This is a genomic window from Ruegeria sp. R14_0, from assembly GCF_017743975.1.
Lineage (GTDB): Bacteria > Pseudomonadota > Alphaproteobacteria > Rhodobacterales > Rhodobacteraceae > Ruegeria.
On sequence record NZ_JAGHRC010000006.1, the window covers coordinates 37,119 to 62,117 of the forward strand.

23 protein-coding genes and 2 pseudogenes are annotated in these 24,999 nt (G+C 55.6%); 11 read left to right on the top strand and 14 right to left on the bottom strand.

What is annotated here, in order from left to right:
• Positions 1–84: 84 nt before the first annotated feature.
• The 3 genes from J7416_RS16375 to J7416_RS16385 form a co-directional block, all read right to left on the bottom strand.
• Positions 85–807, bottom strand: a complete 723-nt coding sequence (locus tag J7416_RS16375; RefSeq protein WP_209226319.1) for an NAD(P)-binding domain-containing protein — start codon at positions 805–807, stop codon at positions 85–87.
• Positions 808–1,211: 404 nt separating this feature from the next.
• Positions 1,212–2,579 carry a sensor histidine kinase gene (locus tag J7416_RS16380; RefSeq protein ID WP_348540283.1) on the bottom strand — a complete coding sequence of 456 codons (1,368 nt, stop codon included), beginning with the start codon at positions 2,577–2,579 and terminating at the stop codon, positions 1,212–1,214.
• A complete protein-coding gene (locus J7416_RS16385) occupies positions 2,576–3,244 on the bottom strand; it encodes a response regulator transcription factor (RefSeq protein WP_209226320.1) in 669 nt (222 codons plus the stop codon). The genes J7416_RS16380 and J7416_RS16385 overlap by 4 nt, the downstream gene beginning before the upstream one ends.
• Positions 3,245–3,383: 139 nt before the next feature.
• Between J7416_RS16385 and J7416_RS16390 the strand changes: the two genes are divergently transcribed.
• From J7416_RS16390 to J7416_RS16410, 5 genes are all read left to right on the top strand, one after another.
• Positions 3,384–4,472, top strand: coding sequence for a tricarboxylate transporter (locus J7416_RS16390; RefSeq protein ID WP_209226321.1), 1,089 nt, complete (start codon positions 3,384–3,386; stop codon positions 4,470–4,472).
• Positions 4,473–4,550: 78 nt separating this feature from the next.
• Entirely contained in the window at positions 4,551–6,581 is a 2,031-nt protein-coding gene (locus tag J7416_RS16395) for a tripartite tricarboxylate transporter permease (protein WP_209226322.1), read from the top strand.
• A gap of 10 nt (positions 6,582–6,591) precedes the next feature.
• Positions 6,592–7,680 carry a 4-oxalomesaconate tautomerase gene (locus tag J7416_RS16400; protein ID WP_209226323.1) on the top strand — a complete coding sequence of 363 codons (1,089 nt, stop codon included), beginning with the start codon at positions 6,592–6,594 and terminating at the stop codon, positions 7,678–7,680.
• 50 nt (positions 7,681–7,730) lie between these two features.
• On the top strand, positions 7,731–7,967 hold the full coding sequence (locus J7416_RS16405; RefSeq protein ID WP_209226325.1) for a hypothetical protein: 237 nt from the start codon (positions 7,731–7,733) through the stop codon (positions 7,965–7,967).
• A complete protein-coding gene (locus J7416_RS16410) occupies positions 7,964–8,944 on the top strand; it encodes a D-2-hydroxyacid dehydrogenase family protein (protein WP_209226326.1) in 981 nt (326 codons plus the stop codon). Before J7416_RS16405 ends, J7416_RS16410 begins: the two co-directional genes overlap by 4 nt.
• Here the strand turns inward: J7416_RS16410 and J7416_RS22690 are convergent.
• A pseudogene (locus tag J7416_RS22690) lies at positions 8,913–9,047 on the bottom strand (AbrB family transcriptional regulator); the annotation flags it as partial. The gene J7416_RS16410 and the pseudogene J7416_RS22690 sit on opposite strands and share 32 nt — an antisense overlap.
• Before the next feature lie 53 nt (positions 9,048–9,100).
• Between J7416_RS22690 and J7416_RS16415 the strand changes: the two are divergent.
• Positions 9,101–9,997 (top strand): annotated as a pseudogene (locus J7416_RS16415) (IS3 family transposase); the annotation flags it as partial.
• A 510-nt stretch (positions 9,998–10,507) separates the two neighbouring features.
• Here the strand turns inward: J7416_RS16415 and J7416_RS16425 are convergent.
• From J7416_RS16425 to J7416_RS16460, 8 genes are all read right to left on the bottom strand, one after another.
• On the bottom strand, positions 10,508–11,557 hold the full coding sequence (locus J7416_RS16425) for a glycosyltransferase family 4 protein (RefSeq protein ID WP_209226327.1): 1,050 nt from the start codon (positions 11,555–11,557) through the stop codon (positions 10,508–10,510).
• Positions 11,554–13,068, bottom strand: coding sequence for an ABC transporter permease subunit (locus J7416_RS16430; RefSeq protein ID WP_209226328.1), 1,515 nt, complete (start codon positions 13,066–13,068; stop codon positions 11,554–11,556). Before J7416_RS16430 ends, J7416_RS16425 begins: the two co-directional genes overlap by 4 nt.
• A gap of 18 nt (positions 13,069–13,086) precedes the next feature.
• Positions 13,087–13,827 carry an ABC transporter ATP-binding protein gene (locus J7416_RS16435; RefSeq protein ID WP_209226330.1) on the bottom strand — a complete coding sequence of 247 codons (741 nt, stop codon included), beginning with the start codon at positions 13,825–13,827 and terminating at the stop codon, positions 13,087–13,089.
• Between the two features lie 21 nt (positions 13,828–13,848).
• Entirely contained in the window at positions 13,849–14,844 is a 996-nt protein-coding gene (locus J7416_RS16440) for an ABC transporter substrate-binding protein (RefSeq protein WP_209226331.1), read from the bottom strand.
• Positions 14,841–15,746 carry a lysylphosphatidylglycerol synthase transmembrane domain-containing protein gene (locus tag J7416_RS16445; RefSeq protein WP_209226332.1) on the bottom strand — a complete coding sequence of 302 codons (906 nt, stop codon included), beginning with the start codon at positions 15,744–15,746 and terminating at the stop codon, positions 14,841–14,843. The genes J7416_RS16440 and J7416_RS16445 overlap by 4 nt, the downstream gene beginning before the upstream one ends.
• On the bottom strand, positions 15,743–17,356 hold the full coding sequence (locus J7416_RS16450; RefSeq protein WP_209226334.1) for a sulfatase-like hydrolase/transferase: 1,614 nt from the start codon (positions 17,354–17,356) through the stop codon (positions 15,743–15,745). The genes J7416_RS16445 and J7416_RS16450 overlap by 4 nt, the downstream gene beginning before the upstream one ends.
• Entirely contained in the window at positions 17,353–18,075 is a 723-nt protein-coding gene (locus J7416_RS16455; RefSeq protein ID WP_247744339.1) for a CDP-alcohol phosphatidyltransferase family protein, read from the bottom strand. Before J7416_RS16455 ends, J7416_RS16450 begins: the two co-directional genes overlap by 4 nt.
• Positions 18,076–18,151: 76 nt before the next feature.
• Positions 18,152–18,895: an endonuclease/exonuclease/phosphatase family protein gene (locus J7416_RS16460; protein WP_209226335.1), complete on the bottom strand. Its 744-nt coding sequence runs from the start codon at positions 18,893–18,895 to the stop codon at positions 18,152–18,154.
• Between the two features lie 74 nt (positions 18,896–18,969).
• Between J7416_RS16460 and J7416_RS16465 the strand changes: the two genes are divergently transcribed.
• The gene (locus J7416_RS16465) at positions 18,970–19,602 is read left to right on the top strand and encodes a YceI family protein (RefSeq protein WP_209226336.1); all 633 of its coding nucleotides are present in this window, start codon (positions 18,970–18,972) and stop codon (positions 19,600–19,602) included.
• Between the two features lie 296 nt (positions 19,603–19,898).
• Entirely contained in the window at positions 19,899–20,627 is a 729-nt protein-coding gene (locus J7416_RS16470) for an SDR family oxidoreductase (RefSeq protein WP_209226337.1), read from the top strand.
• Between the two features lie 48 nt (positions 20,628–20,675).
• On the opposite strand, the gene J7416_RS16475 is transcribed toward J7416_RS16470, so the two are convergent.
• On the bottom strand, positions 20,676–21,431 hold the full coding sequence (locus tag J7416_RS16475) for an N-acyl homoserine lactonase family protein (RefSeq protein ID WP_209226339.1): 756 nt from the start codon (positions 21,429–21,431) through the stop codon (positions 20,676–20,678).
• A gap of 41 nt (positions 21,432–21,472) precedes the next feature.
• Here J7416_RS16475 and J7416_RS16480 point away from each other — a divergent pair, with 41 nt between their 5' ends.
• The 3 genes from J7416_RS16480 (at position 21,473) to J7416_RS16490 (ending at position 24,579) form a co-directional block, all read left to right on the top strand.
• Complete coding sequence (locus J7416_RS16480) at positions 21,473–22,591, top strand: pyridoxal phosphate-dependent aminotransferase (protein WP_209226340.1); 1,119 nt, start codon at positions 21,473–21,475, stop codon at positions 22,589–22,591.
• 188 nt (positions 22,592–22,779) lie between these two features.
• On the top strand, positions 22,780–23,253 hold the full coding sequence (locus J7416_RS16485) for a DUF427 domain-containing protein (RefSeq protein WP_209226341.1): 474 nt from the start codon (positions 22,780–22,782) through the stop codon (positions 23,251–23,253).
• A gap of 6 nt (positions 23,254–23,259) precedes the next feature.
• A complete protein-coding gene (locus tag J7416_RS16490) occupies positions 23,260–24,579 on the top strand; it encodes an AarF/ABC1/UbiB kinase family protein (protein ID WP_209226343.1) in 1,320 nt (439 codons plus the stop codon).
• Positions 24,580–24,590: 11 nt separating this feature from the next.
• On the opposite strand, the gene J7416_RS16495 is transcribed toward J7416_RS16490, so the two are convergent.
• Positions 24,591–24,989: a DUF4149 domain-containing protein gene (locus J7416_RS16495; protein WP_209226344.1), complete on the bottom strand. Its 399-nt coding sequence runs from the start codon at positions 24,987–24,989 to the stop codon at positions 24,591–24,593.
• Positions 24,990–24,999 lie beyond the last annotated feature (10 nt).

Below are 24,999 nucleotides of genomic sequence, written 5' to 3' on the forward strand. Positions count from 1 at the left end.
AGCCTTGGTGATCCGCTGCTCATTCCAAGTTCCTGATTGCGGTTGTGAGGCCCGAAAGCCACTCAAACCGGGGTAAGTTTCGGACTAAGCCATTTTGCTAAGTCCGTTCTTAAGCGCCATGGTCATCCCTTCGGCTTCCATATGAAGTCGAAGCCGTTGGTTGTATCCGCCGGGAGCGTTGAGCGCCTCGATCAGAGTTTCGCATTCAATTGCCGTCAGGTTCGATGCCACCAACTCTCGGAGGAAGGCTTCGCCCTGACTTTTGTCCGACACGCGATCCCCCAGCCAGTCGGCAGCATCGCCGATCATGCGCGCGACCGGAGATAGAACAGCCTGCGCGCTCAGGTAGGCCGCCATTTCACCGGAGTCGCGCACAGGATAGATGCTGTTCCGAGCACCGAAGAGATCAGTTACGATTTCAGTGTCGCCGTACATCATTACGGGCGTGCCGCCCTCGGCAATACCGGGAAAGGGCATCATTATCGCAGTTGCGCGCGCTGGTCGGATCAAGGCGTCCGCTTCCTCAAGCGACGCACCAGCCATGAAAGTGACCGCGACTTGTCCTTCCCGGAACGTCAAGGCGCCGAGGACATCTGCCGCAACCTCGGCCATTAATGCAAGAAACAGAACGTCGCTTGCGTCGACGACGCCTTGGTTGTCCGCAATCCGAACGTTCTCATAGGCTTCGGCGAGAGACGAGGAATGATGAGCGCTGCGTTCGGAAACTGTGATTTCGTGCCCATCTTGGACGATGCCTTCCACAGCCGCACGGGCGATCGTTCCGCACCCGATCACGCCAATTCGCATGTTGCCTCTCCTTCCGATCTTGATCCGAAGCAGACCTTGGCACATATCGCAGCATTCGTCACTTCGGCTCCATTCCGGACGTCGGTGCCGTTGCAGCACATCCCCTGCCCTGCCGTCAGCTGATCGCGTAGACGGCCCAAACCCGCCTTTCACCAACCGATCAATACGCTGTGATTGCTAGCCCGCTTTTCAGACATTCGCCGCAGGCGCGAGATCACGTGTTATGCGAACTGGAATTCTGCGGGACCACGCGCCATTTCGCTGCAAAAGGCTTCAAAGTCCGGTGAAGACGTATCAAGACCGCCGTGCCCTGCACCTGGGGTGGAAACCGGTCATTCGCTGTAGTCGAAAAAACTCTCTTTGATTGTGACAGGTTTCGGGTTCCGAGCAGAAATTGAAATAAACTACAGGGCTATGGGAAGCTGAAGCGTAACGCTTGCTCCTTTTTCGACTTTGTTGATCGCGGCCACTCCTCCGTGGCGCTTCGCTACAGCTGAGACAATCGACAACCCTAAACCGCTACCTTCGGAATACTCCAACTGCGAAAATCGACTGAAAACGGCTTCGCTTTGTTCGGGTGCAAGGCCGGTTCCGTCATCGGATACGGTAAGCTTTACGTTCTCGCCATCAGCGCGAAGCGCGACTGAAATTTGGCTCAACTTAGTCCCACCGTGCTTAACCGCGTTGTCCAGCAGGTTTTTGATGGCCTCAGTTAGAAAAACCTGATCTCCTGAAACCGTAATTGTCGAGTCCGGCATCGTAACATCAAACTCGATCCCTTTTGCGAGGATCTGTACACCCATTTCAGCACAGGCTTCTTCCACAACCGCACGGAAATCGATCTTGTCCATCTGATCCTGATGCGTAGGTTGCCGCAGTCGTTCCAGTGACAATAGCTGTTCCGCCACTGTAGCCGAATTCTTAGCCGCTGCCACCAACTCGATTATCCGTTTGTCTTTGTCCTCATCTGTTTTTGCATCACGCAATGTCTCGGCCATGGACTGGACCGCTGCCGCCGGATTTCGCAGCTGATGCGCGGCTTCTGAGATAAACACCTGATGGGCGTTGATGCTGTGTTCGACCTGTCCAAACAGCCGGTTCAGGGTCTGAACAATGCCATAAACTTCGACCGGGACCGGGCGTTTGATTTCGCTCAGGTCGTCAGGTGAGCGTAGGTCGATCGCATCCTGCAAATCCAGCAAGGGCCGCAACCCGCGTGCGACCCCAAACCACACGACAAAAGCAAGGGTGGCCAGCAGGATACCCATCAGGCTCGCTGCGCGGATCGACAGTTCGTTGGCAAAGGCGTTGCGGTCCGCAACGCGTTGCCAAGCTGTTACCGTCGCATCGCCCACCAGGTTGCCCAGTGTGACGCGCTCGGTCATTTTCAGTACGCGCACCGGCTCATCCCGATAAATCGCCTCGAAAAACCGCGGCTGGTACGCGTCCTGTTCAGACGGTTTTGCAGCGGCCGGAGGATATGCATACCCTGTGACGTAAATGCCACCGGGTCCGGTCACGTGATAAAAAATCTCTCCGCCCGATGCGTCGCGGATCAAGCTGCGTGTGGTGGGCGACAGGGCATCGCCTTCTGAGACTGCAACATCGCGCGAAATGGCCAGACCGGCAGATAACAGGCTGTCGTCAAAAAGCTCCTGCGCCGTCTGCTGGGCGACCGTGTAGCGCCAGTATCCAAGCAAGATTGCGAGCAGAACCAATGGCGTCAGGATCAGAATAAAAAGCCTAAGCCTGAGTGAGCCGTGCCGGATCACTTTTGCACCTCAAGCAGATATCCAAGGCCACGCGCGGTCTTGATCCGGATGCCAAAATTCTGAAGGCGCTTGCGCAGTCGTGACACATGCGGCTCGACGGCTGAATCGTCAACATCAGCGCCCACGCCATAGACGTAGTCGGTCAACTGGCTTTTGGGGACGATCCGGCCGCGTCGTTCCAGCAGGCATTCAAGAACGGCCATTTCCCGGCGCGGCACATCAAGCACTTGGCCCTTTGCGCTGACCTGCCGGGCTGTGCGGTCGAACTCGAGGTCTCCGATGGTTTCGTGTGCGCCGTAGTCCAGCTGTTTGCGGCGCGACAGGGCGCGTATGCGGGCCTCAAGCTCGTCCATTTCGAAGGGCTTCACCAAGTAGTCGTCAGCGCCCATATCCAGACCTGCAACTCGGTCGCCGGTTTCGGAGCGCGCAGTCAGCAGGATGACAGGCGCACTGTCGCCGCGATGGCGCAGCGACCGCAAGATCTCAAGACCTGACCGACCCGGCAGGTTGATGTCCAGAACGATCAGGTCTGCACCTTCCTGTTCCAGATACAGATCGGCGGCATCGCCATCTGTCAGTACGTCGGCGGCATGGCCCCGATCCCGCAGGCGGTAGGCAATGGCGTTGGCAAGGGTTTCATTGTCCTCGACGATGACAATCCGCATTCGGGCTCCTGCAAGTTTCGCGCAAGGTTGGCATTCCATGATTGCCAGATGGGAGGGGGAATCAACCCCACAGTTCTATTTGCGATCACGGTGGCGCGAACCTCGCCGACGTGGTTGTCTGGTCAACAGGGAGGAACCAATGGCCATTTCCAACTTCACTCGTCGCGCCGTCGTGGGGCTGATCGCCGCCGCCGGTATCGCCGCACCTGCCGCTGCCGAGGTCGATTTCTCGGGCAAAACCATCGAATGGGTCATTCCATTCTCGGAAACCGGCGGGTCGGCCAAATGGGCCAACTTCTTCGCGCCGCTTTTGTCCGAGGCTCTGCCGGGTCAGCCAACCGTGGTGGTCAAGTTCATGCCCGGTGCCGGTTCGACCAAAGGCGCGAACTGGTTTCAGGAGCAGAGCCATGAAGACGGCACGCTGCTGTTTGGCACGTCCGGTTCAACCCAGTTCCCGTACCTTCTTAGCGACCCACGCGTGCGGTATGAGTATAACGACTGGATTCCGGTCATGGCGTCGGGCACCGGAGGCGTTGCTTACCTGAACGCCGAGGACGGAGCCAAGTTTGACGGGTCTGCCAATGCGCTGAAGGACACCAGTTTCATCTATGGCTCGCAAGGTGCGACCCGTCTTGATCTTGTGCCGCTGCTGGCCTGGCAGATGCTGGGCATGAATGTGGAACCGGTCTTTGGTATTAAGGGCCGTGGCGACGGTCGTCTGATGTTCGAACGTGGCGAGGCCAACATCGACTATCAGACGTCGTCCGGTTATCTGGGCGGGTCGGCCCCGTTGGTCGAGGCCGGTCAGGCGGTTCCCATGATGACATGGGGTGCGTTGGACGCCGATGGCAATATCGTGCGCGACCCGACCTTCCCGGACATCCCGACCTTTAAAGAGGTCTGCGAGGCCACCGATGGCTGCGAAACCAGCGGTGAGGCATGGGATGCTTGGAAAGCGTTCTTTGTTGCGGGTTTCCCGGTGCAAAAGCTGGCCTTCCTGCCGGGTGATACGCCACAAGAGGTCGTTGATGCCTACACCGCAGCTTTTCAGGCGGTGACTGAGCGTGGAGACTTTGCGGATATCTCCTCAAAACGCGTGGGCAAGTATCCTGTGTTCGTGGGTGACGGCTCCAAGGCGGCATTACAAACAGCGACAAGCGTTGATGAAAATGCCAAGCAATTCGTCCTGAACTGGCTGAAAGAGGCCTATGGCGTCGAGCTGAACTAAGCCGACATGCCGCGGCGCGTGCCCAACACCGGGCACGCGCATTTCCACACAAGAGACAAATTATGAAAGGCGGCCGCTATGGAGGTTTTCGCCACCGCTCTTCCTGCGCTTGGTGACGCGTGGGGTCTGATCCTGCAACCTATCGTTCTGGGCTATCTTGTACTAGGCGTCGTCATGGGGCTGGCTGTGGGCGTCTTTCCGGGGCTTGGAGGCATTGCAGGCCTGTCGCTGTTGCTGCCTTTCATGTTTGGTATGGACCCTATCCTGGGTCTGGCGCTGATGATCGGAATGGTTGCGGTGGTGCCGACCTCGGACACCTTCGCCTCGGTCCTGATGGGTATTCCCGGCAGCTCCGCCTCGCAGGCCACCGTGTTGGACGGCTTCCCTATGGCCAAAAAGGGTGAGGCGGCACGGGCCTTGTCGGCGGCCTTTTCCTCGTCCCTGTTCGGAGGGCTGGTTGGCGCGACCTTCCTGACCATGTTCATCCTGATCGCGCGACCCATCGTTCTGGCATTCGGCCTGCCCGAGATGCTGATGATCACTATTCTCGGCCTGTCGATGGTCGCTATTCTGGCCGGACGTATCCCGCTGAAAGGCGTTGCCGCCGCCGGTTTGGGCCTGATGGTAGGTACTATTGGTGAGGCGGATGCGGGCGGTTCGCTGCGCATGGCGACCTATGACATTCCTTATCTGACCGACGGACTGAAGCTGGTCATCGTCGGTTTGGGCATTTTTGCCGTGCCCGAGATCGTCTCGCTTTTGCGGCAGGATCGGTCGATTGCCAAAGGGGCCTCTCTGGGAGCGGGTTGGCTGGACGGTGTCAAAGACTGGTTCGCCAATATCTGGCTGTCGGTCCGCTGTTCAATCATTGGCGTCGTTGTCGGCGTTATTCCAGGTCTCGGCGGTTCGGTCGTAGACTGGATCGCCTATGGCCATTCTGTCCAATCCACCAAGGACAAGAGTAACTTCGGTAAAGGCGAAGTGCGCGGGGTCATCGGCCCGGAAAGCTCTAACAACGCCAAGGAAGGTGGCGGGCTGGTGCCGACCCTCCTGTTCGGCATTCCTGGTTCCGGCTCGATGGCGATCTTCATCGGCGCGGTGGCGCTGCTGGGGTCGGGTGATATCGAGGTCGGTCCGAGCATGCTCAAAGACAATCTCGACATCACTTATTCGATCGTCTGGCTGCTGGCGTTGGCCAACGTGGTCGGCACCATTCTGTGCATCGCAGCCTCGGGCGGGATCGCCAAGCTGACGACTATCCGCTTTACCTATCTGGCGCCGTTCCTGTTCATGCTGATCAGCTTTGCCGCATTCCAGTCCGGTCAGAACTTCGAAGACCTTTTGGCCCTGTTCGTGATTGGTCTGATCGGCATCTTCCTGCGCCGTTTCGACTGGTCTCGTCCGGCCTTCCTGATCGGTTTCGTTCTGTCGAACCCGGTCGAGAAGTTCACCAATCAGGCCTTTCAGATCGCCTCTTTCCGCTTCCGCAAGAGCTTTGGAGAGGGGATGGAATATGTCTTCAGCCCTATCGTCATCGTGCTGATCGTGGTCACGGTTGTTTCGGTCATTCTGGGTATTCGGCAGGCCAAGATGATCATGGCCGAGGGTGATGTTCAGGCCGGAACCAAACGCGCTCCGCTGATCTTCCTGCTGGTGATCATGGCCTATCTGATCGTCGCTTTGGTCAACGCCAACATGATCCCCGACTACAACATGACCGACAAGATCATCCCGCTGGTGATCGGCAGCGTCTCGCTGTTCTGTTGCGTGATCCTTCTGATCCAGATGATGCGACGTCCCGAGGGCGACTCGATCTTTGCGGACAAGGAAATCGCTGGTGAGGACGCCAGCGCACCCCACGGTCTGTGGTCCACACTGGCATGGTTTGCCAGCCTGATCGCAGCAACCTGGGTAGTGGGTTTCATCCTCGCGCTGCTGGGTTTCCTGATCGCCTTTTTCCGCATCCGGGCCGGGGCTAGTTGGCAAATGACGCTGATCCTTACTGCCTGCGGCATCGGTTTCATGTGCCTGATGGCTGGCGCACTGAACCGCGATTTCCCGCCGGGTCTGTTGCAGGACATGGTCAGCCTGCCCTGGCCGTTGAAGTGAGGAACCAAGAATGACTCAAACCGCAATCCCTTACATCTTCATGCGCGGCGGCACCTCGAAGGGTCCGTATTTCCGCCGCTCGGATTTGCCCGAGGATCTGGACACGCTGGCCGAGGTGCTGATCGCGGCACTTGGTTCCGGGCAGTCGCTGAACATCGATGGCATCGGCGGCGGCGCGGCGGTGACCACCAAGGTTGCCATGCTGTCGGTCAGCGAGGATGACTGGGCCGATATCGACTATTTCTTCGCGCAAGTCTCGGTCGAGGATAAGTTGGTCGATTTCAAACCCACTTGCGGCAATATCCTGTCTGGCGTTGCACCTGCTGCCATCGAGATGGGCCTGTTCAAACCGCAGGGTGATGAAACTGAAGTTCGCATTCGGGCCGTCAACACTGGGGCTCGGGTCGTGGCCAAGGTGAATACACCCGGGGGCGAATTGACCTATGAGGGTGATGCGGAGATCGCCGGCGTTCCTGGTCATTCCGCGCCGGTGCAATTAAGTTTCATGGGCGTGGTGGGCTCTGCCACCGGGGCGTTCCTGCCCACGGGCAACCTGCGCGATAGAGTTCAGGGCATCGAACTGACCTGCATGGATGTTGCAATGCCAATGGTCATTGCCCGCGCTGCAGACTTCGGGTTGACAGGCTATGAAAGCGCTGAAGAGTTGGACGCCGACGGCGATTTTTTTGACCGAATGGAGGCTGTTCGGATTGAGGCCGGGGAACAGATGGGCATGGGTGATGTTTCCAAGTCAGTGACCCCTAAATTCGGCCTCGTCGCGCCTGCCAGAGAGGGTGGAACGCTTGCGGTGCGGTATTTCATGCCTTGGAAAACGCACCCGACCATGGCCGTCACGGGGGCGCAATGCATGGCGTCTTGCGCTTTGACGCCCGGAACCGTTGCGGACGGTTTGCTGGATCGCCCCACAATAAGTCCGGCTGAGGTCGTACTGGAACACGCCTCGGGCAAAATCGACGTGCTGGTGGACTTCTCAACCACCGACGGGTTTTCCGTAAACGCCGCAGGTCTCGTTAGGACTGCGCGCAAGTTGGCGGACGGGCATGTTTATGTGCCTAAGTCTGTTTGGAACGGGAGTTGATCAAGTGCAATCCAAACGGTATACTACGGTATACATATTGGGAGGACACGATGGACGACTACTCGGAATGCCTCGATATCGCGCGACAGGAACTTAAGCTGGCGAAAGCGGCCTTGAGGCGAAAAATGGCAGAGTACCCAACACCAATTGCTGGGTGCGACGAGCAGTTCAACTATCTGCTGGACCAAAGCGAAAGGGTTCGAAATGCGCTGGCAGCGCTCGAAGCGCCGTATTTTATTCCTACCCCAAGAAAACTGAACACCGCGCAAGGTATTGAAAGCCGATGAAAGTACATATTCTGGATGACTGGTTTGATACGCTGCGTGACCTGACGTGTTTTGAGAAACTCACCGGGCATGAGGTTACGGTTTGGACGGATCATGTCGAAGACACTGACGCTTTGGCCGAGCGGTTGCAGGACGCAGAGGTGCTTGTCTTGTTCCGCGAACGCACCAAAGTCACTCGCGCCCTGCTGAAGAAACTACCGAACCTGAAACTAATCAGTCAGCGCAGCGTTTACCCTCATGTCGACGTTGAGGCCTGCACAGATCACGGCGTGCTGCTGTGTTCGAATATGCATAGCGGGACACCGTCTTATGCCGCAGCCGAACTGACTTGGGCGTTAATCATGGCTGGGATGCGCGACTTGCCCTCACAAATGGCCTCGGTCAAAGCAGGGCGCTGGCAGGCTGGCGTCGGCAAAACGCTGCGTGGTCGTCAGTTGGGGCTCTATGGCTACGGCCGTATCGCCCGTGCGGTTTCGGGTTACGCCGAGACGTTTGGCATGAATGTGGTCTGGTGGTCGTCCGAGGAAGGCCGGGCGCGCGCGCAGGCGGATGGCGTGCAGGTCGCGCCCAGCCGTGAAGCATTCTTTGCCGGCAGCGATATCGTCTCAGTCCATGTGCGCTTGAAACCGGACACGCGCGGGATCATCACCGCATCGGATTTCGCGCAGATGCAGCCGAGGGCGCTGTTTGTGAATACCTCGCGGGCCGGGCTGATCGCTCCGGGTACTTTGCTTGAGGCGCTGAACGCAGGTCGCCCCGGCAAAGCGGCGATTGATGTGTTCGATACCGAGCCACTGACCGACCCGACCGATCCGTTGCTGGCGCATCCAAACCTGATTGCGACTCCGCATATCGGCTTCGTGACCGAGGATGAGTTCGATCTGCAATTCGCGGATATATTCGATCAGGTGAACGCCTATGCCGACGGTGCTCCGATCCACATGATCAACCCCGGGGTTTGGACCAGCGCAGAATAAGATTTGCGGCGATGGGCGCGCCGATGATCACCAATACGATCCTTGTCAGATTGTGGGTGATTACAAAGCCCAAATCCGCGCCCGAGACGATGGACAGCACTGAGCCTCCCCAACTGAACGGGTCCACCGTTATGTTCAGGAAACGGAGGACTAAGAATGGCAGACAAGAGACCGAAGCCCGAAGAGATTGTCTCGAAGTTGCGACAGGTTGAAGTTCTGATGGGGCAAGGCATGTCCTGTCTTGATGCGATCAGACAGATCGGCGTTGTGGAACAAACCTATTACCACTGGCGTAAGAAATGAGCCGTTGAAGGCGCCATTGGTTCAAGCCCAAAGGCGAATGCAATGGGTGTAGATCAGTTGAAAGAACTGAAGCGGCTTCAGAATTGGAGCCAATCAAGCAAACGTTCCGGGGGATCTTTTGTCAGGCGGAACAACGAGCGGTTGAGATGCGCGGTTTCAGATCTGACGTTGGACAAACTGATCCTCAAGGAGGCGGCCAAGGGAAACTACTGAGCCCCACTCGTCGTCGCTCCTGCATCAGCCATGTACGCACACAGTTGAACCTTTCTGAGAGACGCGCCTGCCGCGTGCTTGGACAACACCGGTCCGCGCAACGGCGTGTCCCACAAGGTCGCGCAGACGAAGACCGATTGGTGGCCGACATGATCGAGGTGACCCGTCAATACGGCCGATATGGCTATCGCAGGATCGCTGCACTGCTGAGAGAGGCTGGATGGTCTGTCAGCGATGGGCGAATAGAAGGGCTTTGGCGACGAGAGGGGCTGAAAGTGCCAGTGAAACAACCGAAGAAAGCACGGCTCTGGCTAAACCCTCTCGGGACATTGCTTCGCAATGCCCTGCCGGGCAGTGGATGGCTCGTATGTTCGGCTGAGGCCGGAGTATCGCAATCATGTTTGGAGCTATGACTTCGCTCATCGTCGAACCGACGATGGCAAAGCTTTTCGGACGCTGAACATCCTTGATGAGCACAGCCGGCAGTGCCTGGCGATTAGAGTGAAGCGCAAGCTGAACTCGGTCGATGTGATCGATACCCTGATGGTATTGTCATCCGCAGCGAGAAAGAGAACGATGCGCACAAGTTCCTCGACAGTCCGGGCCCTTTTTATCGGTGACTTGGCGAGCATCGCCTCGAGGTCTTTGCTGTCCAATTGCTTCAAAAGCTCGGTCTCGATCGGACCTGGTGCGATGCAGTTAGCCCGGATACTCCGAACAAGCAAAGTTCTTCTGACAAGACCCTCTGGATTTATTACTAGAAAACCATAAGGAATCAATTGTTTAAAGGTCTGACGATAATCGGTTTAGGGCTTGCCGCCAACGCCCCAATTCTCTTTATCAGGCACCTGATATTCAACCGTTTCAAAACTGTCATAGCTGCATACCCTCGCAACAATGATTACGAAGAGCGCCATGAGGATTGCTCTGGCAGTTGGGGTTTGGAGAAAGTATTTCATTATTCTATTTTAATTTTGCATGATTGAGCTATCAAAAAAGCCAATCCTCGAAACAAGTATCCGCATTGCTCTTGCTCAAAGGTTCCTTTTAGTTGGTCTTTTCGACGAGTGATTTGATTACGGAGGCTAATTTCCCGCCAGTTGCGTGCCACGATGGTAGAGACATTGATTTTAGCTCTGACCGCCTTCCTAAACGCGCTCGCGTGACTTGGTTTTCGAGAAGCAAACGCAGGTTTGCCCCAAAGGCCAGAGCATCTTCGGGTGACGACAGAATCCCCGCGTCACCGACCGTTTCAGGGACAGCGCCCACATCGCAGGAAACGATTGGAAGCCCGAACATCATCGCTTCGCTCAGGACCATGCCATAGCCCTCGTATCGGGTTGCGAGCGCGAAAAGGGTCGCTGAGTTGAACAAATCGTTCAACGAGGCTTGGTCCAGCTCTCCGGCGAAGGTCACGCGCTCGGTCAGACCGAGGACCTTTGACTGCGAGTAGAGCTCAATCGCTGTGCTTTGGTCATGTTCCTTACCAACGATAATAGCCTGCCATTCCAAGTCCTTGATTGTTGCTAGTGCGCTTAACAGCGTGTCATGCCCTTTGCGGCGGGCCAACAGACCAACCGACAAAATCAAAGGAGGGTGCTTGGGCTGTTTACGGACAACCGGACGGTCAAAACCCGGCGGGGCAATGGTTATCAAATCCGGGTTTGCGTCGAATTGGCTGACCAGCACACGCGCAGTTTCTGGGCTGGGAACGACAATATGGGCAGCGTGTCGGAGCGCTGCGGCTTCGTTTTTGAGCAGAAATTCGGCCCGTTCTGTCTGCAAACCGGTTTCCAGGCCAAGGGGGTGGTGGATCATGGCTATGATTGGGGCTCTCACCCGCTCCAAACCCTCTGGATCGATGGCACCGAATACCAACCCATCAAGAATAATCGGGCGTGTTTCGGGTACAGCACGCAGGGCGCTCAACGCCGCTGACATATCGTCCTGCGTAGGGTTGGGGAAGCTGCCCGGCAATTGCAGATATTCAGTTTTGCAACCAATTTCGTTCAGCACCCTCAATACTGTGGCTTCATAAATGAAACCGCCCGTACGCTGGTCTTTGTCACCTGGGATTGCAAAAACAGCCTCTGTCATACAACCTGCTCGCTCGCGTAAACGCGTAGAACTCGCTTTTCGCACCATGAAACCCCTGCATATGCGGTGACCGCTACAAGGCACAGAAGGACAACGCAGGACCATAGCATATTGTAATCAGACGTACTCGCGGTCAGGGCCATCAACACACCTATGCCGCGCCCGGTCGCCAACCACTCTGCAGTTGTGACAGCCAATAGCGCAGCCGGTACTGCCATGCGGGCAGACGCGAATAACGCGGGCAACATGGCGGGGATCTGGGCGGATCGCAGAAGCTTCAAACGGCTGGCACCATAGCTTTCAAAAAGATCCACGATTTGCATCGGGGTCTGTCGCACGCCCTGCAGGCAAGCGACGAGCGTGGGGAAAAAAACCATCACGGCGACAATTACAACCGTCCCGGTCAAGCCGCGCCCAAATGCCAGAACCAGCAATGGCGCAGTTGTGATGATCGGCACGGCGCGCAAAGTGATGGCCGTTGGCATAGTCGCCCGCGCCACACACGGCCAAAGCGTCAACGCGATTGCCAGTCCAGCGCCAAGTACCAAGCCAGCGAGATAGCCGGGGATCGCATAAGCCAGGGTTTCGCCAAGCGCAGTCAGCAAGGTGTTCAGGTTCGTGGTGTTGGAAACGAAGTTCCAAATATCTGCTGGCCGCTTGGCGAAGAACGAATTCAGGTTGAACAAATCCATCAATCCCTGCCACAGAACCAAAACCAGGGCGGACAAAAAAACGATACCGAGTATTCGAGTAGTCAGCGCGCGCTTTTGACCAACTCTGGGCGTCGATAGAAGGATTGTCGGTGCATGTGGCGTCAGTTTGCTTTTGAGCAGGCCAACGCATGCGTACCCGAGCATAGCCAGTGATGCGGAAATAGCCGCCAGCGCCCAGGTAGCATCCGTTTGAAGACCGCGCATGGCCCTCAAGGTCAAAACACCCAATCCTCGCTCGGCACCTGTGAACTCTCCAATCATCGCACCCAGAAAGGCAGCTGGTGCCGCGATCTGCAATCCCACAAACAGATAAGGCAAACTGGCTCTGAATCGCACAACGAATAGAGTCGATAGACGGCCCCGGCCGTAAACAGTCATCAAATCTGTCCAGCTTTGCGAGATCGCCCGAAGACCCACGACCAAGGCCAGGAATGTGGTGTAGTAAACAGCCAATGCCGCCAGCGCGATTTGGGGTCCAGCTCCGGGCCCGAACAAGACCCGTAAAATCGGGCCGCTCGCAATCAGCGGAATGCAGAACACTAGCAGGGCGAGCGCTGAGACTACCCATTCTGACTTCGGAACCAAAATCACAAAACAGGCCAAGGCCACCGCCGCAAGGTTCCCCCAAAAGAACCCGAGCACGGCATTCATTGACGTTTCGGTCGCAGCCCGGAAAAGCAGGCCAGAGTGACCAGTGATGTATGCCAAGATATCGGTTGGTCCGCTGATCAGAACGCTGTTTGGCTGAACGCGCGCCAAGCCTTCCCAAACAAGAAGTGCAAATAAAACACCCAGCATTGTTCGTCCCAACGCCACCTACTCAGACTCCTCCAAGGCGGCCAGAACTTGCGTTGCAAAAGCGCGAAACTCAGGTGAAGTTGTGGCGGACACTGTGCTTTCTCGATGAATATCTACCTGTATATCTGCCAAGATACGTGCAGGCCGAGGTGACAGCACGATCACACGATCCGATAGTAAAACGGCCTCTTCCACGGAATGCGTAACAAGAAGTGTTGTTGTTTGGAGCTCTCGCCACAATGGTGGGAGGTCGCGATTCAATCGACGCCGCGTGATCGCATCGACGGCCCCAAAAGGTTCATCCAACAGCAGGACTTCCGGCTCTGAAATCAAGCTGCGCGCTATCGCAGCGCGTTGGCGCATACCACCTGAAAGCTCCGCAGGCCGATGATCGGCAAACCCGTCCAGCCCAACAAGATCAATCAGGTCATCCACGCGATCCGCCGGTTTGCGAGCGAGTTCCGCACCCAAGGCGATGTTGGATCGTACGGTTCGCCACGGAAGCAACGAGGCGTCTTGAAACGCCATCGCAAGCCCCCCGCGGCGGGCGACTTGCTTAGGTGTTTCCTGGCCAATTGCGATTTGTCCCGTATCGGGCGTCTCCAACCCGGCAATCATTCGCAGGATGGTGGATTTCCCGCAGCCAGACGGGCCAACCAAAGCCGTTGTCCGCCCGGATTGAAAGTCAATCGAAAGCTCAGACAATGCCTCTGTGCGATCAAAACTCTTTCGGATGCTGGAGCAGGAAATTCCGGCCATGGTCACGCGTCAACCTTCGGGTCAGCCATACACCTCTTCCAGCAGCGATCTGTCCCAGAGGTCAGGAGTGACAGTTCGGTCTAACAGCGCGAGTGTTTCGACATTGGCCGCCACAGTCTCCTCGGTGAACCACCCGAACCCGAACTCGGCCGTCAAGTCCGAGAACATTAACGGTACTTGCCGCGCGGCCTGCAGTTTTTGCGCGGCAAGGTCCAGCCCTGCATCAGGGAACATCTCCAGCGTCAATTCAGCGGCAGCGTCGGTATCTTTGTGATAATCATTCCAACCCATGACTTCGCCTTTCAGCAAAGACACAAGCTCTGCTCGCTTCTCAGCAAGAGAGGCTTCAGTGGCAATATATGTTTGAGAATGAACTGAATAACCGTAGTCGGCCATGAGCATTGTTGTGTTGTCGACGCCCTGTACGGTCATGGCGACAGGCAAATCTGTTTCCCAGCACAGCAAGCAATCTACCTGGCCGCTGACCAGGGGAGCCGGGTCATATTGGGTCGGAACGATTTCGATTAGATCAATGTCTATCCCGTTCAACGTACACAAGGCTTGCAAGACAGGCGTATTCGCCACGGCCATGCCGATCTTCTTGCCAATCAGGTCCGCAGGTTCATTCACCGGGTTGGCCGCAAGCGATGCAATCGCGAATGGATTCTTTTGCATAGCGACGGCGATGATTTTGAAAGACGCACCTTGCGTCACAGCGGCGGCGGTGTAATCCGCGGCAGATATGCCAACCAATGCAGTTCCCGAAACCACCGGCGGTTCAACTGGCGCGTTTGGGCCGCCTTGCAAAAGCGAAACATCCAAACCCTGTTCGGACCAATACCCTTTGTTTTTCGCAATGTAGCTTCCGCCAAACTGCACGGAATGCAGCCAGGACAACTGGAAGTTCACAGGTTGTAAATTGGCCGCTAACGCAGGCAACCCGGACGCGGAGGCGGCAAAACCGGCTGCTCCGGTCTGAAGAAAAAAACGGCGCGTAAGGTGGGCTGGCTGTGTCATGTTGAATTTCTTTTCCCTGTTGTTGGATGTGGTTCTGAAGGTTTTGGCCACAGCAAAATTGCGGCGGCGGGAAGCGCGGCGATCAAGATGACGGCACCGTAAGTAACGCCCGAAGCAATACCCGCGCTGGATGACGCCCCGATTAATGGAAATAAGGCAGCAGCGGCCCCTTCTCTCCAACCCCAACCTCCGATCGACATCGGGATCAGCATGGCGGTCAAGACCAGGGGAACGACGGTCACCAAGCCCCCTGGCGGAATGATAACCCCCACGGACCGTGCTGATGCATAAAATCCCAGTATCAGACATGCAGAACTGACTAAGCCGACAAAAACAAAGGCCGTTTGGCGCTGTAGCCTGATCAAAAAAATAATGAGCCTCCCAATCGATGGAAGGGCAAGAGATACAAGGCTCAAAACTATGAGAGCGAACAGCATGACAGCAAGAACTGTCATGCTCAGCATGGGATGATCGAAACCTGCGGGCCATATCAGTGCAGCACTTACGCCCAGGAACAGAATGGTCATGATCGCGATTTGCCCCAGCAGGCGTTCAGCCACAACCGATTGAGCCGAACGCTTGAGTCCTGCTTTCTTCCGCGCCCGAACCGCGCGTGTCACGTCCCCCGGAACGCCACCGGGAAGAACCAAATTCACCAGTTGCGCTATGTAGTATTCGCGCAGGGCAAAAGGGTAATCAAAACGAATATCCAAAGCACGGGCCGTAATTTGCCATCGATACGCCATCGAAAGCGTTGCGCAGGTTGTCGCAAAGATCGACAGCCCGAGCCATTCTGGGCGAAGCATCCGCAGATGGTCTGCGACCCGCGCCGCATCCGTCCACCAAAGCAACGCGATAATCACGGTGATCGATACGCCAAACCTGATCAAATATCGGTTCATTGCGCCACCATTGCCGTCGAAACCTCGTCCGAGAAAGCCGCTATGAAGTCATCTCGAAAACTGTCCATTCGGCGTACCGGTGCGTCGGATGCAGGGATAAGCCCATCTGTCCAACGCCAATGGTCGATATGGTCCAAGACTTGCGGGGGTCCGATCATATGAACGGCGACATCTTCACTGTCACTGCCTGATACAAAGCCGGCGGCCTGATGATCCCCTGCTACAATGATCAATGGTGCTTTGTCGGCAAGTTGAAGTATATGAGAAAACACCACCTGCAAAACGTAGTCTACCGATCTGCGATACGCATCGCGCACGGCATCTCGGTCTTTCCACAGCACCTCGGGTGTCGGTCCCCGCGCGGCCATCTCGCTAAAGATGGTGCCATCCCCCACATCCTGCCACGGGACGATGTCGGCGATGGGCGTCCAGGGGGCGTGGGAGGAGATCAGCGCGATCTGAACAAAATCCGATCTCGGGTCGGGCGGCAAGAGCTTCGGATACGTAGCCAAGGTGAATTGGTCGGGCATCGTTACCCAGCGAAAACTCTCGCCCGCATAGGGGATCTGAGCCTCGTCAAAGACAAGGTCGAATCCCATCACCCGGCTTTCGGGCCAATCCTTGGTGATTGCAGGCATGATCGCGGTTGTCCGATACCCCGCGTCTTGCGCGATGTGAAACAGCCACTTTCGTCCACTGTCGATCATCGCCTGATAGCGCCCGTTATCCGCAGTCCACAACCCAGATCCCAAGGCCCCATGCGCTAACCAGCTTTGACCGCCTTTCGTTGGCGAGGTCAGCCAACCGCTTTTCATAGCGAGTCCCGAACCGGCGATACCCGTCTCGGCCGCTTGTAGCGTTGCAAGATGCGTTGGCGCATACAGCGGGTTGTCGAAACTCGCGCGTCCGTAGCTTTCAATCCAGATCAGGATCACGTCTCGCCCATCAAGCTGGTTCAATAATCCGGACTGATTGGCATAGATATCTGAGCTTGCGGCCTTGCGAAACTCGGCCAAATCCTTGGTTGTTCTTTGGATTTGCGCAACGCGATTTACTGCTAGTCGAGAGGTCCATGTGGTCCCCGGTGGGCTGTTTGCAAATGTCCAGTACTTGAGGTGATGGCCCGCGTCAGCGACGGCCCATGCGGTACAGCCGACACCAATCAAAACTGCCGCAAAGCCTGCCTTCGGGTTTCGTCCCAGTGTCGCCCAAGCGGCAAGGCCACGGAACAGCACAACGTAGGACAGCGCCAGCAGTAAAACGGCAGAGGTAAAAGCAAAGACAAATACAATCGAACCAAGACTGTCACGGGCGAACGAGAACCCCGACGCGATTAAGGAGATGTCGACAACCGGATTAAACGGTCGGCCATAGGCGCTGAACATCACGAAGTCGACAAGCTTCAACACAATGACAGCTAGCAAAGACAGCGCAACCGCGTGTATGAGGATCAGACGACGGCCCAACACGACGATCAAAAGCAGGAATAAGGGCAACTCCAGCGGCCAGCGCGCCAACGCCCCCCAACCAAAGGCGTTGGGATGGTTCGGCAGGGCGAGAACGGCAAAAACAGCCAGAGCACCCAGGGCGAAGATAATAGCTTGCTTCATTCAGCGCGCCTAAGAAGCCACTTAATGTCCACGAAGAAAGACCATGAAAGTAGTATGGCGGCCGTAAACGATATCGGCAAAACTGCGATTGCTGGCGTTAACGGAAAGAGGAGCGTGACCAGCGCACCAATTTGAACCACGCAAATAGCCTTTCGACGGAACGCCTCGGGTAAGTCCAACCGCAATGCGGGCAGGAACAATCCTGCGGCACAGAACGCATAGCGCATGAAACCCAGAACCAGAATTTCCGGACCCGTTGTTTCCGACACGAACAGCCACACAGAGAGAACAGCGCCGAGCAAGGCGTCCGTTTCCATGTCAAACCTCGCCCCAAAGCGCGAGGTCAGCCCCGACCGCCGCGCCAACCAGCCGTCTACGCCATCCAATGCGAATGCGACTGTTGCCACCACAAACACCAGCCAAGGGTTAGCGTTCTGTGCCACCAGGGTTCCAGTCAAAAACGCAACCATTGCAACCCGGGCAAGGGTTACAAGATTGCACAGGCCCAGCACTTCGTGCGGGTAGGTTTGTCGCAGGCTGGTCAACAACAGCCCGAAGGCCGCTCCAAAAACAGCCATTGGGGTTAGTGCCGAACCAAATGCCATCAGTGAACAAACTGCCAGTGCTACAGCAATTACCGCGCTGGCCAAGCACAGGTTGGCAACGGGCGGTTCCACCTCAACAGGCCGTGTCGCGTTGTAAAAGTCACCGCCAAACATGCGTGTCACCCAATTGATCTATAGAGCAAATTAGCACGCTAACCGCTTTCTGGTAGGCCTACGGGCAAACAACCGCTCAATCTGATTTCCCAAGCCTAACCACGCCAGTCACAGGCAAGTGATCTGATGCACGCATCAGTACCTCTGATCTTAATGCCTGAACCTCTGAAACCGTGCCGGGCAAATCCGTCAAGATTCTGTCCAGCGGTACGAAAGGTGCGCGGCTTGGAAAGCTGGCTCGGGCAGGTCCCTTAAAGGCTGTTCCGACGATCCGCCGATGAAACATCAAACCACCCCAGGGCCGCCATTCATTGAAATCGCCCAGCATGAGTGTTTGCATAGTTGGGCGACGGTGCAGGTACTGCCCGATGATGCGCATTTGGATAACGCGAAGCGGTTGTGACAAAGACAGATGCATCGTCACGATGCGCAACGGAAAACCGTCAACCAGGGTTTCGAGCGCTAAGGCCCCCCGATGGCAATGGCCCGGCAGATCAATCACATCCGCATGGGTGCGCTTAAACCTGTCGCTTAGAAACAGGATGCTTCCCAGAAATCCATCGCTCTGACTGCTCCAGCGTATTGTGGGGGCCTCTTGCGTGTAGGTTAGCCCCGTAAGTTCGGCGATTTTTTGCACGTCAACAATTCGAGCGTGCGGTCGACATTCCTCATCTGCTTCCTGCAAGGCCAAAACGTCTAATCTCAGCGGAACCAACTCTGCCTCGATCGCGCCGACCACGCGGGCTGGATCGAACTGCCCATCTGATCCTTTGGCGCGATGAATGTTCCATGTCGCGCAGCGAATTGTCGAGGTGTTCATGTTTTTTCCGGCTCCTGCGCGTTTGCAAACTATATTGATCCAAAACTTAGACACAACTCGGAGGCTACCAAACCATGACTTTTGCACGCGCGAGATCCGTTTCGGGCATATTAGGCACTACAACTCGAAAGATTGTAACCTCCGCTGCATTCAGCGCATCCACAGTAGCAGCGTACGCCGATATGGCGCGGTATGAGCTCGATCCAACACACACGGCTATCTACTTCACAATAGACCACATCGGTTACGCAAAAACCCTTGGCGTGTTCACAGATGTCACCGGCAGCTTCATGTACGATACTGAGACACAAGAGTTGCGTGATGTTGAGGTTACAATTCAGGCGGCATCCGTAAACACGTTCAACGATGCACGGGACGGTCACGTTCGAAATCAAGATTTCCTTGATGTATCGACATATCCCGAAATCACGTTTGTTGCGAATGGCGGCACACCTTCGAGTGCTAACAGTGGAACTGTGACCGGAGAGTTGACGGTTCTGGATCAAACTCTTCCTGTAACGCTGAACGTGACGCTCAACAAAGCCGCAGAATATCCATTCGGCCATAAACGCGAGGTTTTGGGACTATCGCTGGATACCTCTATTTTGCGGAGTGAATTCGGAATGGATTACGGCGTCGCAAACGGGCTTGTCGGCGACGAAGTATCGATCAATATCGAAACGGAAGCAATCAAGGAAGACGGTTGATTTCGGTACATGACTGTTGCGTTGGCCAACAAATCGATCCTATCGACGGCATACTGCCTGGCTTCGATGACGGCCCATACCTACCGTTGATCGAACCCATCAACCCGTTGATCGAACGCATCAATCGCTGCGGCGCGACCCGCCAAAGCGGACCTTACAAAGTCTAGCTCGAGCCCAAAACGGACGTGCGCTGAATTCAAGCAGAAATGAACCTCGCGGCTTGCAGAAAAAAGGGTTGTGAGTTTCCTTCTTTAGTTCGCAGTATCCCAAATCGTACCAAGGTGGGAGGATTTACTATGAAAACAGCGGTTGTGACTGGCGCCGCGGGAGGGATGGGGCAGGCCATCTGCCGCCAATTGCAGACAAACGGGTTGCATGTGATTGGCCTGGACCTCAAAGAAGAGCGTCTGAACGAACTGGCATCAGAATTTAGTTCGGACTTCACACCTATTTCCGTTGATTTAACTGATCCTTTGGCCGTGGCTCAAACGTTTGAGCGCATTAGGACAGCCCATGGCGGTCTGGATGCTTTGGTAAACAACGCTGGCACCTGCTTCATGTCTGACTTCCCGCACATTCCGCCCGAAGAACTCGAACAGCAGATGACAATCAACTTCAACTCTGCGTTTCACTGTTGCCAGCAGGCGGTTCAGCTGATGTTGCAACGCGAAGGCATCAAAAAGATTGTAAATATCTCATCGAACGGGGCTTACAATTTCGATGTGTTCGACCCTCCGCACTACCGGGCGTCCAAAGCGGCGTTGGATACTCTTACGAAAGATCTCGCCCGTCGATACGCACAGGAAAAGATCTGTGTGAATTCTCTGGCTCCTGCCATGACTGAGACACCGTTGTTCAATGTCTTGACTGAGGAAGTCTTGGAGAAAGCCGTCAGTGCCATGCCGCATGGTCATGCGATGCTACCTGAGCAAATCGCCTCTTGGGTCGGTTTTCTCATTTCACCGGCCGGTGATGTTTCCAGTGGGAATGTGATTATTCTGAACCAAGGGCGCGACGTCAGATAACCCCTAGGTGGACCGTTGCATTGATAGAAAATGGTTCACTGGGTGGGATCATCTGTAGACTTCTGGTGCTTTCTTCAAAACAGGCCACTGCTTTGGACAATGCCCATAGATTACAAAGGCATCTCGCTCGGATGCCAGACGCATCAACCTGTCCGCGCTAGCAATCGCTGCATCCTCGTCCCAAGACCCAGCAAACTTTTCGTCGATTTCTGCTGGTCGGGAAATCGCATCACTGGTCAATAAAATCGCCCCTGACGGAAGATCGACCATTACCGCGATCTGGCCAGGCGCATGACCGGGTGCCATTAAAACGAAGATACCCGGCCCAATCTCTAAGTCGTCATCAATAACCAGGTAATCCTGCTCGGGCCATTCCATCGGCCGCATATCGCCCCAATACAAGGGGCGAGGTAAGGCTCGCTCGGCAGAGGAGATGAGAATGGGACTGTTTGGAAAGTCGCCCAATGCCCCGATATGGTCGATATGGGTGTGCGTACAAATCTGTAATGTAATGTCTGACGGAATGAGCCCGAGTTTTGCCAGTTGTGCGCGTGGCAGATTGTCTGGTTCGCACTTCAGGACTTCGCCGAACTCGAACAAACGATCTTCTTTGACTGCGGCGTCGGTATCGGTCGCGTATTTTTCAGGAAATCCAGTGTCGATGAGTATTGCTTCTCCCAAATCTGTCCGGATCAGAAACCCGCAGATCCCTATGATACGGCCAGTGGAATGGACCTTGAACAGACCGTAGTCCAAAACCGCAAGGTCAATCGGTCGCCCTTTGACAAATCCCTTTGCTTGCACAGACTCTCTCCCGGATTGACTACAAGGATTTTGAGTAGAGCATGAAAGTCAAGATACACACACTTTTTCAATACCTACTGGATACCACGGAAGCGGATCCAGAAGCTTTCGTTGGGTTTTCCTTGTCCGAGTCGCCGCTTTTGGGTGAGTTCATGGATGCGCTGGACCCAGCTCTGCCATTGGATTGGAACCAACAGAGCTTTCGGGGTCTGCCTGATTTACGACGGCATGTTTTGGACCGCGCCGGCTTGTCTGATGTTTGCAAGCCAGACGACGTTCTGATCACCGCAGGCGCCGCGGAAGCTAATTATCTTGCATTCATGCAATTGGTCCAATCGGGCGACGAAGTCGTAACGGAACGCCCGGGTTGGCCACAAGTGGGCGTATTGGCAGAGGCCGTCGGCGCAACGCTAAAAGTTGTCGACCGTGAAGAGAGTGCTGGTTGGGTATTGCCTCTAGACGAAGTTGAGGCCGCAGTAACAGCGCGCACGCGGCTCATCTTTATAACCAACCCCAATAACCCCACTGGGCAGTTGATGACCCAAGCGGAGCTGGAAAAGCTTGTTCAAATGGCAGATCGTGTCGGCGCATGGTTGGTCGTTGACGAGGTTTATGCCGGATTGGAGTGGGTCGGATCCCGCGCCCCTTCGATTGCTGGTTTGTATCCTAGGGGTATCACGACAGGCAGCGTTTCCAAGGCACTGGGGCTCCAAGGGCTGCGAACTGGCTGGATGGTTTGCCGTGATCCCGATTTGATTTGGGATGCCATCATTCTGCGAGAAAACTCTAGCGAGATTATGAATATTCTCGGCGAAGTCATCGCCGAAATCGCCTTAAGGCCTGACCGATATAGTCAGGCTTTGAAAACTGCGCGGGCAGCTGGGATGAAAACGCTGGAACGCCTGGACTGGTTTGTTGCCGATCAGCCCAGCCTCGATTGGGTCAAACCTCAGGCTGGATTGATTGGTTTGGCACGGCTCGATGGGATTGATGGCGACGTGTTCGCCAAACGCTTGCTCGCCGATCCATATCGGACATTTCTTTTACCGGGTTCGTCTTACGGGATGCAGAACCACATCCGGCTGGGTGTCGGAGGAGGTGCTGCTGCCAACCTCGACCTTGGCCTAGAGCGCATGGGCGAACTGTTGGCGAACTGGTAGATTTAGGACACTCATTTCGGTTTCTCGGCCTGCAACGCCGATCAAAGAGTGCTGCCCGGGCAAAGCTGACATTGAGCGTCTTGATGGTGCAAGTTCACCTGCCATGCGCTGGAAGCTTTTCCGCTAGAATAGCGCTGGTTGCGCGCTAGCTCGGAGATGGAAGAAACGATTTATAGCCAAGGTTCGAAATGACAGGTTGGACAACTGAAAACGTCCAAGACTACCCGCGACCACCTGCGCTGCGGGCAGTGCCCCATCGGGTGCGGATTGAGCTCGGCGGTCAAACAATCGTGGAAACCGATCAGGCCTTTCAGGTTCTCGAAACCCATCACGCCCCCACGTATTATATTCCGCCGCAAGACATTGATGCCGTTCTGACAAAGGCCTCGGGTAGATCATTCTGTGAGTGGAAGGGTGTTGCGAGCTACTGGGACGTTCAGAGCGGGGCAGCTGCGGCTAAGAAAGCTGCGTGGAGTTATGCTACACCAACCATCAAATTTGAACGGATTAAGGGCTATCTCGCCTTTTACGCCGGGCTTATGGACGCTTGTTTTGTTGGTGAGTACCGGGTGATCCCGCAACCCGGGGACTTCTATGGAGGTTGGGTCACCGAAAACTTGAAGGGTCGCATAAAAGGCGCTCCGGGCACGGAATTTTGGTGAGTATTGATGACCGACCCTAAATCCTCACCAACCCCTTTGGCAGTTCCTACAAGCCGTTTGGTCCGTGTTGCCGGTTTGAGCAGCATGACGGCAGGTATCGCAGGGAACATGGCAGCACGCGCCCTAAGAGAGATCGGTCGCGGTGCGCGACCCGATATGCGTGGTTTGTTGATGACACCCGGCAACGTGACACGAGTCGCGGATCAACTTGCTCGCATGCGAGGCGCCGCGATGAAGGTGGGTCAGTTGATTTCGATGGATGCAGGTGAGGTCTTGCCGCCTGAACTGGCTGACATCATGGCGCGTTTACGAGATCAGGCGCATTTCATGCCGCCGAAACAATTGCGTGACGTCCTGAACCGAGCTTGGGGTCCAGATTGGCGAAAATCCTTCCAAAGCTTCGATGTAAGGCCCATAGCGGCAGCGAGCATCGGGCAAGTGCATCGTGCAACTATCAAAGATGGGCGCGATGTGGCGATAAAAGTGCAATATCCCGGTATCGCGCGCAGTATCGACAGCGATGTTGCGAATGTCGCGACTCTGGTTCGGATGTCGGGTCTACTCCCAAAGAGCTTTGATCTGGACCCGTATATTCAAGAGGCGAGCAGTCAACTGCATGAAGAAACCGATTATGAACGCGAGGGACAGCACCTGCGCCATTTTGCTGACCTCCTGCAGAATGATGAAGCGTTTGAAATCCCGGAGTTCTTTCCGGATTGGAGCACTCCCGAAGTACTAACGATGTCCTTTCTGGAAGGTCGTCCTATCGAGGCCGTGAGTGATGCGACCAGCGCGGAACGCAATCGAGTCTCGGAAGCCTTGGTCAATCTCACGCTGCGCGAGGTTTTTGAGTTCGGTATCATGCAGAGCGACCCAAACTTTGCCAATTACCGATACAACCCATCCAATGGGAAAATCAGTCTCTTGGATTTTGGCGCGGCCCGCGCACTGCAACCATCTGCAATAGATGGATATGTGGATCTGTTGCGTGCCGGTTTGCTTGAAGACGGCGCGGCGCTTCGCAAGGCTGCCATGCAACTGAAGCTTATTGAAGGTGATGGCCCATTTGACGACCGGATCCTCGGAATGATCCGCAGCGTTTTCGAAGCAATTCTATCTGCGAATGAATTTGATTTCTCCGACCGAACTCTTTCCCAACGCCTGAACAAGGAAGGCATGGCTTTGGCTGAAGCCGGCTATGTCCCGCCCCAGGTGCCAATCGACGTTCTTTACCTTCAGCGAAAGATTGGGGGAATGTTCTTGTTGGCCACTCGATTGAATGCCGCGCTGCCCGTGAAGACGCTGATTGAAAAGTACGTCATATGAAAGGCCACGATTCACGCCAAACCAGAAAGTCGAACGATTACAAAACCCGCGGCTCCGATATGAACCAGTGTGATTAGGACAGAAAGCGTGTGCAGCAGCTTGAAACGGTGAGTGTCGCCCGTGTCCGTAGCGTTATTGATTGCGGGCATCAGAACCTGCCGTGCGAACACCGTTGTCACAGCAATAACTCCCATAATTGCGCTAGACACTGAATCTCTGGCGATGAGCAGGATAGTAGCTGCGCCTGCCGTGGCCATGACAAATAGGTAAAAGTGGGGGAAGGCCCGCCTTAAAAGCGGTCCTGCCGTCTCCGCTGGGAGCGCGTTAAAAACAAACGCCGCGAAACCGAACGAATAGAGTACCGTTCCACCAAACATAAGCGCAGTGATGAGTAAGGCGAGTTCAAGCATTTGTAGTCAT